Genomic DNA, 14,750 nt, shown 5'->3' with positions numbered 1-14,750 from the left:
GAAGGTTAAGGGGATTCGTCAGCCGCAAGGCGAAGCGATGATCCGAAGCCCCAGTAAACGGCGGCCGTAACTATAACGGTCCTAAGGTAGCGAAATTCCTTGTCGGGTAAGTTCCGACCTGCACGAATGGAGTAACGACTTCCGCGCTGTCTCGGAGAGGGACTCAGCGAAATTGAAATAGCTGTGCCGATGCAGTTTACCCGCAGCAAGACGGAAAGACCCCGTGAACCTTTACTATAACTTGACAGTGACACTAGGGATTGACTGTGTAGGATAGGTGGGAGCCTTTGAAGCCGGGCCGCTAGGTTCGGTGGAGGCAACGGTGAAATACCACCCTGTTGATTTCTGGTGTCTAACCATGTCCCGTTAGCCGGGATTGGGACACTGTCTGGTGGGTAGTTTGACTGGGGCGGTCGCCTCCCAAAGAGTAACGGAGGCGCGCGATGGTTCCCTCAGCCCGATTGGAAACCGGGCGGCGAGTGCAATGGCATAAGGGAGCTTGACTGCGAGACGGACACGTCGAGCAGGTGCGAAAGCAGGTCATAGTGATCCGGTGGTCCTGAATGGAAGGGCCATCGCTCAACGGATAAAAGGTACTCCGGGGATAACAGGCTTATCTCCCCCAAGAGTTCACATCGACGGGGAGGTTTGGCACCTCGATGTCGGCTCATCGCATCCTGGGGCTGGAGCAGGTCCCAAGGGTTTGGCTGTTCGCCAATTAAAGCGGTACGCGAGCTGGGTTCAAAACGTCGTGAGACAGTTTGGTCCCTATCTGCTGTGGGCGTAGGATACTTGAGAGGCTCTGACCTTAGTACGAGAGGACCGGGTTGGAGGCACCGCTGGTGTACCAGTTGTCTCGCCAGAGGCATCGCTGGGTAGCCATGTGCCGATTGGATAACCGCTGAAAGCATCTAAGCGGGAAACCGACCTCAAGACCAGGTATCCCGGGCGCAAGCCCCTGAAGACCCGTCGAAGACTACGACGTTGATAGGCTGGGTGTGTAAGCGCGGTAACGCGTTGAGCTAACCAGTACTAATTGGTCGAGCGGCTTACTTCCCCCTATCTCTTGCGCGCCCCCTCGAGGGGAGTAAGGGACTCGGGGCCAAGGCCGAGGCTTGAATGCATGCGCATTCACCCGGAAGAAACTTCTTTAAAGCACAGCGAGGCTTGATACTCGCAGAATGCTGCAACTTACCCTTCGTATGCACTGTCTCTATGTTTTCCGGTGGCAATGTCGGAGGGGTCACACCCGTTCCCATCCCGAACACGGAAGTTAAGCCCTCCAGAGCCGATGGTACTCCGCGGGAAACCGCGTGGGAGAGTAGGTCGCTGCCGGATTCTTTTTGAGAAGCCCTCGTCGCCTCGTGCGACGGGGGCTTTTCTTTTTTCCTCACGGCCCTCGACGCGCTTTACCGCGTGGCGAGGAGCTCGGCGAGTCGATCGAAGTTCTGCTCATTGGCTTCCTCGACGAAGCCGCGGACCTTCTCGACCTCCTCCTTCGACTCGAAGCGCATTCGCCAGGTGAGGCGCGTCTTGGGGCCCTCGTCCGCGAAATCGAGACGCATCTCGAAGTGATGTGACTCCTGGAGGTGTCGGAAGACGACCCGCTCCATGGGGACCACCTGCGTGAACTCCTTGTGCATGGTGTATCGGGCTCCATCCGGGCCCTGCATCACGAAGCGCCACTGACCTCCTGGGCGGAGCTCAAACACCTCGAAGGTGTTCGTCGAGCCCTTTGGTCCCCACCACCGCGACAGCTGCTCCGGGTCGCTGAATGCCTGGTACAGCCGGTCCCGGGAGGTGTCGAAGCGCCGAGAGGAGACGATGTCTCGGGACTCCTCGAGAACCCGCCCCAGCCTGTCGAAGTGTTCCGCCGTGCCTCCCTCACGTGAGCGCATCCCATCCTCACCGTCGAGGAAGGTGGCTTGCTCGGTGAACACCATCCTCGTCCCGCCTGTCTTCGTCGCGTGCAACTCCACCGTGGCCAGTGACACGGACAGGTGCTTGTCGCCCACGTGCATGTCGTAGACGTAGACCAGTCGCTCGTCGGGGATGATGGAGTGGTAGCGCGCGGTGAAGACACTCGCGTGGCGCCCCTCGAACTGTCCGTGGAGCAGCTCCGTTCCGCCCACGCGGAAGTCGAGCTCACGCTTCACGAGGCGCCACCGCTCAGGCGGACCGATGAACCACTGGGCCTTCATCTCCACGTCGGCCCAGGCCGCGAAGACCCGGGCAGGAGAGACTTTGTACGTGCGCTCGATGCTGAATGTGCCGTGAACGGCGGGACGTGCCTTCATGAGCTGCCCTTCTTTCGGGGGGAAGGCGTGGGGGACTCGGGGCCATCCAGCAACTCGCCCAAGCGGTCGAAGCGGCGCTCCCACAGGCCGCGCCGCGCGGAAATCCAGTCCTCGGCCACGCGCAGCCCCTCTGGCTGGATGTGACAGGAGCGCACACGCCCGACCTTCTCCGTGCGCACCAGGCCGCTCTCCTCGAGCACCTGGAGGTGCTGAACGACCGCCGCGAGGGTGATGTCGAGCGGCTTCGCCAGGTCGCTGACCGACAACGAGCCCTGACTCAGGCGCTCGACAATGGCTCTCCGCGTGGAGTCACCCAGCGCCTGGAACACCCGGTCTACGGCGCCATGGTTTAGCATGGGCTTAAGTATGCGCTGTGCGCCCTGACTGTCAAGCTGCGGCTTAAGTGTTCGGTGCGGGCTTCAAGCTGCACGGCGACTGCGGAGTCATCGTGCAGGCTGCAATGCGCGCGGCGGCCAGCGTTGCCCAACCCCGCGATAGTCCTACGGATTTGTCAGAGGCTGGGTGGTACGCGCGGTGCTCATTGGATGGGCACCCATGTTGTCCATCGACTCCACTCAGCTGCTTCTCTCCCTGCTCCTCCGGCAGGCCGATGCATCCCTGCCTGCTGCCGACGCCACGGCCAACGACTCGGCGGCGACCCGCTTCCTCTCCCGGGTCCAGCCCGAGGGCGGCGTCGATGTGTACTTCGCCCACAACTTCAACCGCCCCGCGAACAAGGCCAGCTTCCTCCCCGGCACCGGCACGTCCGCCAAGCGCGATGGCGAAGTGTCCATCAACCTGGCCTCGCTGGGGCTGAGCGCCGAGCCCGCTCCCGTGGGCTTCAGGGTGCTCCTGGGCTTCGGAACGGGGGCGGAGGTGGTGCACTCGGCGGAGCCCGAGGGTGTCGCCTCTGGACCTGCTGCGTGGCGCTACGTCCAACAGGCGTCCGTGTCCTTCGCCACGGGGCCGCTGACCCTGGAGGCGGGGCTGTATCCCAGCCACATCGGGCTCGAGTCGTTCCAATCCCAGCTCAACTGGACGTACACCCGCTCGTGGATGGGCGAGTACTCGCCCTATTACCAGACGGGCATCAAGGGGACCTGGGCCTTCGACCCGGCGTGGAGCGCGCAGCTTCAAGTCCTCAATGGCTGGCAGACCGTGGGTGACAACAACCGCGGGCTCGCCGTGGGCACTCAAGTGGCCTACGCGGGCGAGCGCCTCTCCGCGGCCCTCAACACCTTCATCGGCGAGGAGGGCGCCACGGGCGACGAGGGGCTGCGCCTCTTCGCGGACGCGGTGGCGACGTTTCGTGTCCTGCCCTCGCTGTGGCTCGCCGCGACCGCGGATGTGGGGACACAGCGTCTTCCCTCGGGAACTCGCGCGAACTGGTACGCGGCGGGGCTCAATGCCCGGGTGCTGCTCGCGGAGCCCGTGGCGCTCGCCGCGCGTGTCGAGGCCTACCGGGATGCCGATGGCTTGATGACCGGCGTCGCGCAGACCTTGTCGAGCGGGACCGTCACGCTCGAGGTGAAGCCCGCGGAGCAGCTCACCCTCAAGCTGGAGGCACGGCATGACCGCTCGACGGAGGCGGTGTTCGCGGGCCGCGCCACGGCCGATGACGGCTCGCCCGTGCCGAAGGACACCGAGACGCTCGTCGTGCTCGGCGCCACCGCCTTCTTCTGATGTGCCCCCGGAGACCTTCCATGGATTTCGTCCTCGTCCTCGTCACCGTCGGATTCTTCACCCTCGCGCTTGGCTACACCCATGGCTGTGAACGGCTCTGAGCGCACCCTGCCCGCTTTCGTGCACCCCGCCGGATGCTCCCTCGCGCCGTGCACTTCGCTCATGCGCAGCTCCACTCCAAGCCTCACCCGGAGTCCCCACTCATGACCTTCGAATACGCCGCCGGCGCCGTGCTCGCCGTCCTGCTCACCGTCTACCTCGTCTATGCCCTGCTCCGTCCCGAGCGCTTCTGAGGGCCCTCTCCAATGACTCTCATCGGCTGGCTGCAAGTCCTGTTGTTCTTCGCCCTCCTGCTCGCGCTGACGAAGCCGCTGGGTGTCTATCTCTTCCGTGTCTTCGAGTCCGAGGCGCGGCCCCTTCCTCGCGTGCTCGGCCCCTTGGAGCGGGGGTTGTTGCGCCTGAGTGGCGCGAGCGAGCGGCGTGAGCAGACCTGGGTGGAGTACTGCGGGGCCCTGCTGGCCTTCAGCCTGGTGAGCCTGCTCATCCTCTACACCCTCCAGCGGGCGCAACACCTGCTGCCCTTCAATCCCCAGAAGCTCGGCGCCGTGGGGCCCGAGCTCGCCTTCAACACCGCCGCCAGCTTCGTCACCAATACCAACTGGCAGTCGTATGCCGGTGAGTCCACCCTGAGCTACCTCACGCAGATGGCGGGCCTGGCGTGGCAGAACTTCGTCTCCGCCGCCGCGGGGCTCGGAGTGGCGCTGGCGCTCGCTCGCGGCTTCACCCGACGACCGGGGCCCGAGGGCTCGAAGACGCTCGGCAACTTCTGGGTCGACCTGGTGCGCGGCACGCTCTACGTGCTGCTGCCTCTGTGCTTCGTCGTCGCCCTGTTCTTCGTCTCGCAGGGGATGCTGCAGAACCTCGCTCCCTATCACTCGCTGACGACGCTCGAGGGCGGGACGCAGACGCTCGCGATGGGACCGGTGGCCTCGCAGGAGGCCATCAAGATGCTCGGCACCAACGGCGGTGGCTTCTTCAACGCCAACAGCGCCCACCCGTTCGAGAACCCGACGCCGCTCACCAACCTGGTGCAGATGCTGCTTATCTTCGCCATCCCCTCGGCGCTCACCTACACCTACGGGAAGATGACCGGTGACACGAAGCAGGGCTGGGCCCTCTTCGCCGCCATGTCGTTCCTGTTCTTCGTGGGAGTGCTCGCCGCCTACTCCGCCGAGGTCCAGCCCAACGCCGCCGTGTCCGCCGCGCAGGTGGCCCACGTCGGCAACATGGAGGGCAAGGAGGCGCGCTTCGGCACCGCCGCGTCCACGCTCTTCGCCGTCGTCACCACCGATGCATCGTGCGGCGCCGTCAATGCCATGCATGACAGCTTCAATCCACTGGGCGGGCTCGTGCCGCTCGTCAACATGCAGCTGGGCGAGGTCATCTTCGGCGGCGTGGGCGCGGGCCTCTACGGCATCCTCATCATGGTCGTGCTCTCTGTCTTCATCGCCGGACTGATGGTGGGCCGCACCCCCGAGTACCTGGGCAAGAAAATCGAGGCCCGGGAGATGAAGCTCGCGATGCTCTACGTGCTCATCTTCCCGCTGTTCATCCTCGGGCTGTCCGCCGTCGCGGCCGTGCTCCCCCAGGGCGTGTCCTCGCTCAACAACGCGGGACCGCATGGCCTGTCTGAAATCCTCTACGCGTTCACCAGTGGCACGGCCAACAACGGCAGCGCGTTCGCGGGCCTCAACGCGAACACCCCGTTCTGGAACATCTCACTGGGGCTGGCCATGCTCGGCGGGCGCTTCCTGATGATTGTCCCCGCGCTCGCCATCGCCGGCTCCATGGTGGGCAAGAAGGTGGTGCCCGCGGGGCCCGGCACCTTCCCGACGAACGGCGTCCTCTTCACCGGCCTCCTGGTGAGCATCGTCGTCATCGTCGGCGCGCTCACCTTCTTCCCCGCCCTCTCCCTGGGCCCCATCGTCGAGCACTTCCTCGCCGGGGCCGGAAAGGTCTACTGAGCCATGAGCTCCTCGTCCTCGAAGCCCGCGTCACTCTTCGACGCGTCACTGCTCAAGCCCGCGCTGCTCGACAGCCTCAAGAAGCTCCACCCCCGGGATGTGGCCCGAAACCCCGTCATGTTCGTGGTGTGGGCCGGCAGCCTGCTCACCACCGTGCTGGTGGTGAAGGACCTCGTGTCGCCGCGCACCGACGGCGCGCCCCTCTGGTTCACCGTGTCCGTGGCCCTGTGGCTGTGGTTCACCGTCCTCTTCGCCAACTTCGCCGAAGCGGTCGCCGAGGGGCGCGGCAAGGCTCAGGCTGGGGCCCTGCGCAAGATGCGCAAGGACACCACCGCGCGCCGTCTTTCCGAGGGGCGCGAGGAGCGGGTGCCCGCGCCTGACTTGCGCAAGGGCGACCTGGTCGTCTGCGAGGCTGGAGACCTCATCCCGGGCGACGGCGAGGTGGTGGAGGGCATCGCCAGCGTGGATGAGTCCGCCATCACCGGCGAGTCCGCGCCCGTCATCCGTGAGTCCGGCGGTGACCGCTCCGCGGTGACCGGCGGCACCAAGGTGCTGTCGGACCGCATCGTCGTGCGCATCGCCGTCAACCCAGGCGAGTCCTTCCTCGACCGCATGATTGGTCTGGTGGAGGGCGCGGCCCGGCAGAAGACGCCCAATGAAGTCGCGCTGCACATCCTCCTCGTCGGGCTCACGGTGGTGTTCCTGCTGGCGTGCGTGTCGCTGGTGCCGCTCGCGCTCTACTCGGGTGTGCCGCTGTCGGGCACCGCCGTGGTGGCGCTCCTCGTGTGCCTCATCCCCACCACGATTGGCGGACTCCTGAGCGCCATCGGCATCGCCGGGATGGACCGGCTGTTGCGCAAGAACGTCCTCGCCATGAGCGGCCGAGCCGTCGAGGCGGCGGGTGACGTGGACACGCTGCTGCTCGACAAGACGGGCACGATTACACTCGGCAATCGCATGGCCACGGAGCTGCTGCCCATGCCCGGCGTGCGCCTGGAGGAGCTGGCCGAGGCCGCTCAGCTCGCGAGCCTGGCCGATGAGACCCCCGAGGGACGCTCCATCGTCACGCTGGTCAAGGACACCTACAAGCTGCGTCCTCGCGAGCTCCTGGCGCACCAGGCGACGTTCGTTCCCTTCACCGCGCAGACGCGGATGAGCGGGTGTGACCTGGTGGAGCCTCACGCGCGCAGCATCCGCAAGGGCGCGGTGGATGCCATCGTCAAGCATGTGCAGGGGCAGGGCGGCCCGGTGCCTTCCGAGCTGGCGCTGGCCGCGGGACGTATCGGAGACGCGGGCGGGACGCCGCTTGCTGTCGCGGAGGGCTCGCGACTGCTCGGCATCATCCACTTGAAGGACGTGGTGAAGGGCGGCATCCGCGAGCGCTTCGACCGCTTCCGCGCCATGGGCATCCGCACGGTGATGATTACGGGCGACAACCCTCGCACCGCCGCGGCGATTGCCCGTGAGGCCGGCGTGGATGACTTCCTCGCGGAGGCGACTCCCGAGGCCAAGCTCGCGCTCATCCGTACCGAGCAGGCCAAGGGCAAGCTGGTGGCGATGACGGGCGATGGCACCAACGACGCTCCCGCGCTCGCTCAGGCCGATGTCGGCGTGGCGATGAACACCGGCACCCAGGCGGCGAAGGAGGCGGGGAACATGGTCGACCTCGACTCCAATCCGACCAAGCTGCTGGAGGTCGTGGAGGTGGGCAAGCAGCTCCTGATGACTCGGGGCACGTTGACCACGTTCTCCATCGCCAATGACGTGGCGAAGTACTTCGCCATCCTGCCGGCGCTGTTCATGGGTGTGTTCCCCCAGATTGCTCCGCTCAACGTCATGGGGCTGACGTCGCCCTTCAGCGCCATCCTCGCCGCCGTCATCTTCAACGCGCTCATCATCATCGCGCTCATCCCCCTGGCGCTGCGCGGTGTGCGCTACCGGCCGCTCGGCGCGGCGGCGCTCCTGCGGCGCAGCCTGCTCATCTACGGGCTTGGCGGCGTCATCGTTCCCTTCGTCGGTATCAAGGCCCTCGACGTGCTGCTCACGGCCGTCGGTCTCGCTTGAGGACTGGTGTCATCATGGTCTCCACTCTCGTAACCGCGCTTCGTGTTGGTGTCGTCACCCTGGTCCTCACGGGCTTGCTGTATCCCCTCGCTGTCACCGGCGTGGCCTCGCTGCTCTTCCCCGCCGAGGCCCGTGGCTCCCTCGTGAAGGACGAGCAGGGCCGTGTCGTGGGGAGCGCCCTCATCGGTCAGGGGTTCACTCGCGCGGACTACTTCCAGCCGCGCCCCTCGGCCGCCGGGAGTGGCTACGACGCGGCCGCGTCCTCGGGGAGCAACCTGGGGCCCACTTCGCAGAAGCTCCGGGACCGTGTCTTGGCCGAGGCCTCGCGGCTGCGTCGTGAGAATCCGGATGCGCAGGGCGCTGTTCCCGCGGAGTTGGTCACCACGTCCGCGTCCGGGCTGGACCCGCACCTGTCGCCGGAGGCGGTGCGGTGGCAGGTGCCTCGTGTCGCGAAGGCTCGCGGCGTGGCTCCGGAGCGCGTGCTGGCCGTGGTGGGCTCGCATGTGGAGGGGCGCACTTTCGGCGTGCTCGGCGAGCCTCGGGTGAATGTGCTGTTGCTGAACCTCGCGCTGGACCGACAGTTCGGTCGTCCGGCCGTCGAGCCCGGGGTCCCGATGGGTGGCGCGGTGGCTCCATCCGCCACGCCCACCCGGGGCTCGGGCAGCCCGTGAGGGCTGGGTTGTCGTCCGCAGCGTCGAGGACGGTCGACATCATGGCGCTGGAGCCGTCGACGGGAGTTGCTTCGTCGTCGAGAGTCGAGGACGTTCGCCGTCATGGCATTCGAAGGGCGTCGTGTCTCCTTGTCGAATCGAGGTCCTTCGACCTTCATCATGGGCCGGGTCGATGAGCGCTGAGCTGACTCGGCATGTGATTCGTTTGTCGCGCTCCGAGGTTCTCGGATGACCACCCGTCGCTCGCGTGCGGAGGACTTCCTGGAGCTGGTCGAGCGCGGCCGGCGCGGTCGGCTCAAGCTCTACATCGGCTTCGCGGCCGGCGTCGGCAAGACGTACCGAATGCTCGAAGAGGCCCATGCGCTGAAGCGGCGCGGCGTGGACGTGGTGCTCGGCTTCGTGGAGACCCACGGACGCAAGGAGACCGAGGCCCTGGTCGCTGGACTCGAGGCCGTGCCTCGCAAGACGTACTCCTATCGCGACGTCCTCGTCGAGGAGATGGACCTGGAGGCGGTCCTCGCTCGCAAGCCCCAGGTCGCTGTCGTCGACGAGCTGGCTCACACCAACCTCCCCCTGTGCCGACATCGCAAACGCTACCAGGATGTCCAGGCGCTCCTCGACGCGGGCATCAACGTCATCGGCGCCTTCAACGTGCAACACCTCGAGAGCCTCAATGACCTGGTGGAACGCACCACCGGCGTCGTCGTCCGGGAGACGCTGCCCGACAGCTTCCTCAAGGGCGCTGACCAGGTCGTGAACCTGGACCTCGCCGTGGAAGACCTCCACGAACGACTCAAGGCCGGGAAGATCTACGCCGAGGACAAGGTGCCCCATGCCCTGGAGCGCTTCTTCACCGGCGAGAACCTGTCCACCCTTCGCGAGCTCGCCCTCCGCGAGGTCGCCGAGAGCCTGGACCGCGCCACCTCCGGACTGTCCTCCCGCTCCGGCGAAGACGAACCTCGCAAGGGCGCGTCCTGGGGCCGGGTGCTGGTCGCCATGTCCAGCCATCCTCCTCGCGCGGCCACCCTCCTGCGCCGGGGCTCGCGCATGGCCGGTCGGCTGAACACGGACTGGTTCGTCGTCTATGTCGAGACGCCTCGCGAGGCGCCCCACCTCATCGACGCCGAGGCGCAACGCCACCTGCTGGCCAACATCGAGAAGGCTCGCGAGCTGGGCGCCGAGGTGGTTCGTCTTCGCTCGAAGGACCCCGTCGAGGCCATCCTCGACTTCGCCCGCTCCCATGGCGTCGGCCACATCATGGTGGGCCGCTCGCACCAGCCCTGGTGGAAGCGCGCGCTGGGCCGCGCCGCGGATGTGCGGCTGCTCCGTGAAGGCGAGGGCTTCGACATCCATGTCGTCGCCTTCGAGCCCTCCTCCGAGGAGAAACGTCCATGACCCTGCGGATGCGATTGCTGCTGGCGCAGGCGCCCCTCGCGCTCGCGCTCGCGCTGGTGGGCCTGGTCGCCGTCATCACCCTGGCCCGCTTGGGGCGCTCCGGTCAGCGCATCCTCCAGGACAACTACCGCAGCGTCCTGGCCGCCCAGCGGATGACCGAGCAGCTGGAGCGCATGGACAGCGCCGCGCTCTTCATCGTCGCCGGTGAACGCGAACGGGGGCAGTCCCAGCAGGCTTCGCAGCGTCAGGTCCTGGAGGCCGAGCTGCGGCTGCAGGAGGGCAACATCACCGAGCCCGGTGAAGCCGAGTCCACCCGCCGGCTGCGCGCGGGCTGGGAGCGCTATGTGGCAGCTTATGACGCGTTCCTCTCGCTGTCGTCTCCCGAGGCGCAGAAGGCGGCTTACTTCCGGAGCATCGAGCCCGCGTTCCGCGAGGTGAGGGACGCGGCCTCCTCCGTCCTGGCGCTCAATCAGGACGCGATGGTGCACAAGAGCGAGGCGCTGCGTCGACAGAGTGACCGGGTGAACACGCTGATGGTGCTCGCGGTGCTGGTCGCGTTCGCAGTCGGATTGTTCGCCTCCACGTCCCTCACACATCGCGCGCTGCGGCCCGTGTCCGTGCTGTCCCAGGCCGTGCAGCGGCTGGGGCGCGGGGATTACGCCGTGCGCGCCACGGTGGAGGGCTCGGATGAAATCGCGCGGCTGGGCGAGGACTTCAACTCCATGGCCGAGGCGCTCCAGCAGTACCGACAGAGCAGCCTGGGGGAGTTGCTCCAGGCCCAGGCCGCGTCCCAGGCCGCCATCGATAGCCTCCCCGACCCGGTGGTGGTGTTCGGCGCGGATGGCGGGCTGCTCAACGTCAACCGCTCGGCCGAGGACGTGCTCAAGCTGGGGCTCGAAGGCGGCGGGGATGTGCTCGGGCGCGTGGTGCCGGAGGCGCGCGACGTGCTGGAGCGCGTGCGGGGACACGTGCTCGGAGGCAAGGGCGCCTATCAGCCTCGGGGCTACGAAGAGGCGGTGCGTGTGCCGCTCACCGAGGGCGACCGGTGGCTCCTGCCTCGCGCCAGCCCCGTGTACGGTGAGACGGGCGAGGTGGTGGGCGCCACGGTGATTCTCCAGGACGTGACGCGGCTGCGCCGGTTCGATGAATTGAAGAACGACCTGGTGGCCACCGTGGCCCATGAGTTCCGCACGCCCCTCACATCCCTGCGCATGGCCGTGCACCTGGTGGCCGAGGGCATGGTGGGGCCCGTGACGGAGAAACAGGCGGACCTGCTCTTCGCGGCGCGCGAGGATTGTGAGCGGTTGCAGGGCATCGTCGATGACCTGCTCGATTTGTCTCGCATCCAGGCGGGACAGCTCCGGCTCGAAGTCCGCCGCGTGTCCGCCGAGGAGTTGGTGCAGGCGGCGCTCGACTCGCAGCGCTCGGCGGCGGAGGAGCGTGGGGTGCGGCTGTCCCGGCTCGTGGGGCTGGAGGTGGAGACCGTGGACGTGGACCCGGAGCGGATGGTGCTCGTGCTCGGCAACCTGGTGGGCAATGGCGTGAAGCACACTCCCGCGGGGGGCGAGGTGGAGGTGCGGGTGGCTCGCGATGGCGCGCGCGTCCGCTTCGAGGTGCGCGACACCGGGGAGGGCATCGTCCTGGAGCAACAGGCGCGCATCTTCGAGAAGTTCTATCGCGCGCCTGGGGCTCCCGCGGGCGGCGCGGGGCTCGGGCTGTCCATCGTGAAGGAGATCGTCCAGGCCCATGGCGGAGAGGTGGGCGTCATCAGCGCGCCAGGGCGGGGAAGTACGTTCTGGTTCACCCTGCCGGGGCAGGCCTCGTGAGGTGACGCGCGGTCTTGCCTGGTCCAGCTCCCGAGGCAGGAGGGAACGACGCGGGTGTGTCTGGCCTGCCTCGAGAGCGGAGAGGGGGCCTCGACGGCCCCGTAGGGAGCGCGCGTCCGCCGCTACACCGTGGCGCCGCCCCAGTCCTTCATCTCCTCGCGACGAATCCTCGAGGCCTCTCGGACCAGGTCCTTGCACGACATGCCGAGCTCCTTCTCGGTGACGTTCTTCGCCACCTGCGGAAGGATGTTCTTCTCCTCGTCCGCGACGTGCCGTTTGACGACCTTCTCCAGCGCGTCCACCTTCAGCTTCACCGCGTTCATGTCGTCGCGCATCCGCACGATGTCGCCCAGGAGCTTCGTCATCTCCTGGTGCTCCTCCTCCGCGTGCTGAATCTTCTCGTCGCCCACCACGCGCGTGGCCTTCGGATAGCCCCAGCGCTCCTCGATGGTGCTGTGCAGCATCAGCGCCTCCGCGAGCTGGATGCAGAGCTCCTTGCGGCTCGTGTCGTCCGAGGCGTTGCGGAACGCGAGGAACAGCGCGTCGACTTCGCGGTGCTGCTGAATCAACAGGTCGATGACGTCCACGGGTGCCGTCCTTTCAGTGGGGTCGCTCCTCAACGGTCCGCACCGCTCCGGACCCCGGCAATCACTCGCCACGCCGTGCACGCTCCCTCGTCCCAGCCTTCGCGCGGAGGAGGGCAGGGGAGCGCTCCACTCGGAGCAGAGGGCCTGGCGGCCGCACTCCGAGTCGGGGCCGGACTGGAAATCACGAGGGATGCCCGAATTCTTGAAAACTGACGAAACTTCCGCTGCCCACCCGGGAGAATGGGGGAGCAGGACGCATTTCCCCCACCCCAACCCAGTGAACCCGGCAGGGTCCGTGCCGCTCCGTGAGGCGTGTGCGGACGCCGGACCCCAACCAGGACCCCCCCATGGGAATCGGCAGCATCATCGGTGGCGCGGCGGAGGCCGCCCGGCGAGCAGCGGAAGCGGCGAAGCGCGCGGCGGAGGCGGCGGCGAAGAAGGCCGCGGAGGCGGCGGCGAAGAAGGCCGCGGAGGCGGCGGCGAAGGCGAAGCAGGCGAAGGAGCAGATCGAATCGGTCGCCAAGAACCGCACGCAGGACGTCTTCGAGCGGGGCGAGGGGCTGGTCGAGGGCGCTCGCGACCTGAAGCAGCAGGTGCGCGAGACCACGGGCGATGTCTTCGAGGGCGTGAAGTCCACGGCGGGCAGCGCCCTGCGTGACACCGTGCAGAAGGCGGGCCCCGTGCTCGACACGGCGACGGACATCGCGGCGGGCGGGCTCGACAAGCTGGGGCAGGCCATCCAGGACGCGCCAGCGCCCAACCCGCTGCAGGGCATCACCCAGGACATCGCCGGTGGCGTCCTCCAGGGCGCTGCGGACGTGGTCCGGGACCCGGTGGAGACCGCGGGCGAAATCAAGCAGGCGCTCAGCCTCAACCACCAGGTCGACCAGCTCAAGCCGGGCGAGAGCGTCTCCGTGGGGCTCAACGGTGAGGCGGATGTCTCCGGTGTCGGCGTCACCGCCAAGGGCGACCTGGCCGTCAGCCGCAGCGCCGAGGAGGGCGGTGGCTACACCGTCTCCGTGAGCGGAGAGGTGGGCGCGGGCGTCATCGCGAAGCTGGGCGCGAAGGGCGCGGCGGACGCGAGCGCCAGTGCCTTCGCCACGGCCGGCGCCAAGGTGGAGTTCCAGTTCGACACCGCGGAGGAGGCCAAGCGCGCCACGAAGATCATCGCGGCCTCGGCCGCCACGGCGGGGGCCTCGGCGAGCAACCCGCTGCTCGGCCAGGGGGTGAACCAGGTGCTGGGAGATCCGCTGTCGGACCTCGCGGGCCTGGGCGACAAGGTGAGCGCGGTGGAGCTCCAGCTGGGCGCGGAGGCGAGCGTCTCGGGTGAGCTGGGCATGAAGGGCCTGCCGGAGGTGCTCAGCGCGGGCGCGAGCGCGGGCGTGAGCGCCAATCAGGGCACCACGGCGCGCATCGAGATGGAGAACGGCCAGCCGAAGTCGCTGAAGCTCACGCAGTCGCTGGAGATTTCGGGCAACGCGGGCGCGAGCGCGGGCCTGGGGATTCCGAGCCAGGGCGAGGGTGGCACCAGCGCGTCACTGCCGACGAATGCCTCCGCAGGAGTCCAGGGCTCGCTGAAGGTGGAGCTGGAGCAGAGCATCGACCTGCCCGAGAACTTCAACCCGGCCGACTTCCTCAAGGACCCGAAGGGCACCGCGCGCGAGGTGGGCCAGACGGCCCTCCAGACGCACGAGGCGAAGCTGACGCTCACCGACTCGCGCCAGGGTTCCGCGCAGGCGCTCGGTCTGGGCGGGAGCGCGGGTCGCGAGGTGAAGGCGGAGATCAGCGGCAACCTCCAGGACATCGCGCGCAGCGGTGCGTTCAGCAGCATCGCGAACGGCGACGTGGGCCAGGCGGTGACGCAGCTCCGCGACAAGGTCGACATCAAGGCCACCGTGCAGGACAAGACCACGGTGAACGGTGACATCGGCGTCGGCGTGCACGCGGGCGTGGGCGGTGGCGAGGTGGGGCTCACCACCGAGCGCACCCACGTGGGCGAGGAGCGCGAGCTCAACGCCGCGCAGCTCGCGGAGCTGTACCTCACGCAGCGCTGGTCCGCGGGCATCCCGGGCTGACGCGCAACGCCGGGCGCGAGGGGTGCGCGCGCCCGGTGTCCCGTCTCACGGAAGGCTGGAGGCGCACGGTCGCGCCCGGTGTGGCGTTGGCTCATGCTCGAGCGTCGCCATGGGAGGAGCGAAGCCGG

11 protein-coding genes and 2 rRNA genes (1 of these 13 only partly in view) are annotated in these 14,750 nt (G+C 67.6%); 10 read left to right on the top strand and 3 right to left on the bottom strand.

Annotation, left to right across the window (positions count from 1 at the left end):
* Positions 1-1,057 (top strand): 23S ribosomal RNA (locus OWM54_RS20315); it begins 1,907 nt to the left of the window's first position.
* A 164-nt stretch (positions 1,058-1,221) separates the two neighbouring features.
* A 5S ribosomal RNA gene (gene rrf, locus OWM54_RS20310) occupies positions 1,222-1,338 on the top strand.
* 71 nt (positions 1,339-1,409) lie between these two features.
* Here rrf and OWM54_RS20305 read toward each other — a convergent pair.
* Positions 1,410-2,297 (bottom strand): SRPBCC family protein, encoded by an 888-nt coding sequence (locus OWM54_RS20305; protein ID WP_267698548.1) that lies wholly within the window; start codon positions 2,295-2,297, stop codon positions 1,410-1,412.
* Positions 2,294-2,653, bottom strand: a complete 360-nt coding sequence (locus OWM54_RS20300; protein ID WP_223752106.1) for an ArsR/SmtB family transcription factor — start codon at positions 2,651-2,653, stop codon at positions 2,294-2,296. The genes OWM54_RS20305 and OWM54_RS20300 overlap by 4 nt, the downstream gene beginning before the upstream one ends.
* Before the next feature lie 199 nt (positions 2,654-2,852).
* Between OWM54_RS20300 and OWM54_RS20295 the strand changes: the two genes are divergently transcribed.
* From OWM54_RS20295 to OWM54_RS20265, 7 genes are all read left to right on the top strand, one after another.
* Complete coding sequence (locus OWM54_RS20295; protein ID WP_267698547.1) at positions 2,853-3,980, top strand: porin; 1,128 nt, start codon at positions 2,853-2,855, stop codon at positions 3,978-3,980.
* Between the two features lie 203 nt (positions 3,981-4,183).
* Positions 4,184-4,273, top strand: coding sequence for a K(+)-transporting ATPase subunit F (gene kdpF, locus OWM54_RS20290; protein ID WP_046710363.1), 90 nt, complete (start codon positions 4,184-4,186; stop codon positions 4,271-4,273).
* A gap of 12 nt (positions 4,274-4,285) precedes the next feature.
* Positions 4,286-6,004, top strand: coding sequence for a potassium-transporting ATPase subunit KdpA (gene kdpA, locus OWM54_RS20285; RefSeq protein WP_223782063.1), 1,719 nt, complete (start codon positions 4,286-4,288; stop codon positions 6,002-6,004).
* A gap of 3 nt (positions 6,005-6,007) precedes the next feature.
* The gene (gene kdpB, locus OWM54_RS20280) at positions 6,008-8,068 is read left to right on the top strand and encodes a potassium-transporting ATPase subunit KdpB (protein ID WP_223752103.1); all 2,061 of its coding nucleotides are present in this window, start codon (positions 6,008-6,010) and stop codon (positions 8,066-8,068) included.
* 14 nt (positions 8,069-8,082) lie between these two features.
* Positions 8,083-8,739, top strand: a complete 657-nt coding sequence (gene kdpC / locus OWM54_RS20275) for a potassium-transporting ATPase subunit KdpC (protein WP_267698546.1) — start codon at positions 8,083-8,085, stop codon at positions 8,737-8,739.
* Between the two features lie 228 nt (positions 8,740-8,967).
* On the top strand, positions 8,968-10,134 hold the full coding sequence (locus OWM54_RS20270; protein WP_267698545.1) for a sensor protein KdpD: 1,167 nt from the start codon (positions 8,968-8,970) through the stop codon (positions 10,132-10,134).
* Positions 10,131-11,960, top strand: a complete 1,830-nt coding sequence (locus tag OWM54_RS20265) for a HAMP domain-containing sensor histidine kinase (RefSeq protein ID WP_267698544.1) — start codon at positions 10,131-10,133, stop codon at positions 11,958-11,960. Before OWM54_RS20270 ends, OWM54_RS20265 begins: the two co-directional genes overlap by 4 nt.
* A gap of 122 nt (positions 11,961-12,082) precedes the next feature.
* Here the strand turns inward: OWM54_RS20265 and OWM54_RS20260 are convergent, their stop codons facing one another.
* A complete protein-coding gene (locus OWM54_RS20260) occupies positions 12,083-12,547 on the bottom strand; it encodes a hemerythrin domain-containing protein (protein WP_267698543.1) in 465 nt (154 codons plus the stop codon).
* Positions 12,548-12,894: 347 nt separating this feature from the next.
* Here OWM54_RS20260 and OWM54_RS20255 point away from each other — a divergent pair, with 347 nt between their 5' ends.
* Positions 12,895-14,622: a hypothetical protein gene (locus OWM54_RS20255; protein ID WP_267698542.1), complete on the top strand. Its 1,728-nt coding sequence runs from the start codon at positions 12,895-12,897 to the stop codon at positions 14,620-14,622.
* The last annotated feature ends 128 nt before the right edge of the window (positions 14,623-14,750 follow it).

The sequence above is a fragment of the Myxococcus sp. MISCRS1 genome, assembly GCF_026626605.1.
In the GTDB taxonomy this organism is placed as follows: Bacteria; Myxococcota; Myxococcia; order Myxococcales; family Myxococcaceae; genus Myxococcus; species Myxococcus fulvus.
Note: the sequence above shows the minus strand (reverse complement) of the source record. Positions and strands in the feature narration are given on the sequence as shown.

Coding starts and splice junctions, on each gene's coding strand:
- OWM54_RS20305 (WP_267698548.1), bottom strand. CDS start 2,297: ATGAAGGCACGTCCCGCCGTTCACGGCACATTCAGCATCGAGCGCACG.
- OWM54_RS20300 (WP_223752106.1), bottom strand. CDS start 2,653: ATGCTAAACCATGGCGCCGTAGACCGGGTGTTCCAGGCGCTGGGTGAC.
- OWM54_RS20295 (WP_267698547.1), top strand. CDS start 2,853: ATGTTGTCCATCGACTCCACTCAGCTGCTTCTCTCCCTGCTCCTCCGG.
- kdpF (WP_046710363.1), top strand. CDS start 4,184: ATGACCTTCGAATACGCCGCCGGCGCCGTGCTCGCCGTCCTGCTCACC.
- kdpA (WP_223782063.1), top strand. CDS start 4,286: ATGACTCTCATCGGCTGGCTGCAAGTCCTGTTGTTCTTCGCCCTCCTG.
- kdpB (WP_223752103.1), top strand. CDS start 6,008: ATGAGCTCCTCGTCCTCGAAGCCCGCGTCACTCTTCGACGCGTCACTG.
- kdpC (WP_267698546.1), top strand. CDS start 8,083: ATGGTCTCCACTCTCGTAACCGCGCTTCGTGTTGGTGTCGTCACCCTG.
- OWM54_RS20270 (WP_267698545.1), top strand. CDS start 8,968: ATGACCACCCGTCGCTCGCGTGCGGAGGACTTCCTGGAGCTGGTCGAG.
- OWM54_RS20265 (WP_267698544.1), top strand. CDS start 10,131: ATGACCCTGCGGATGCGATTGCTGCTGGCGCAGGCGCCCCTCGCGCTC.
- OWM54_RS20255 (WP_267698542.1), top strand. CDS start 12,895: ATGGGAATCGGCAGCATCATCGGTGGCGCGGCGGAGGCCGCCCGGCGA.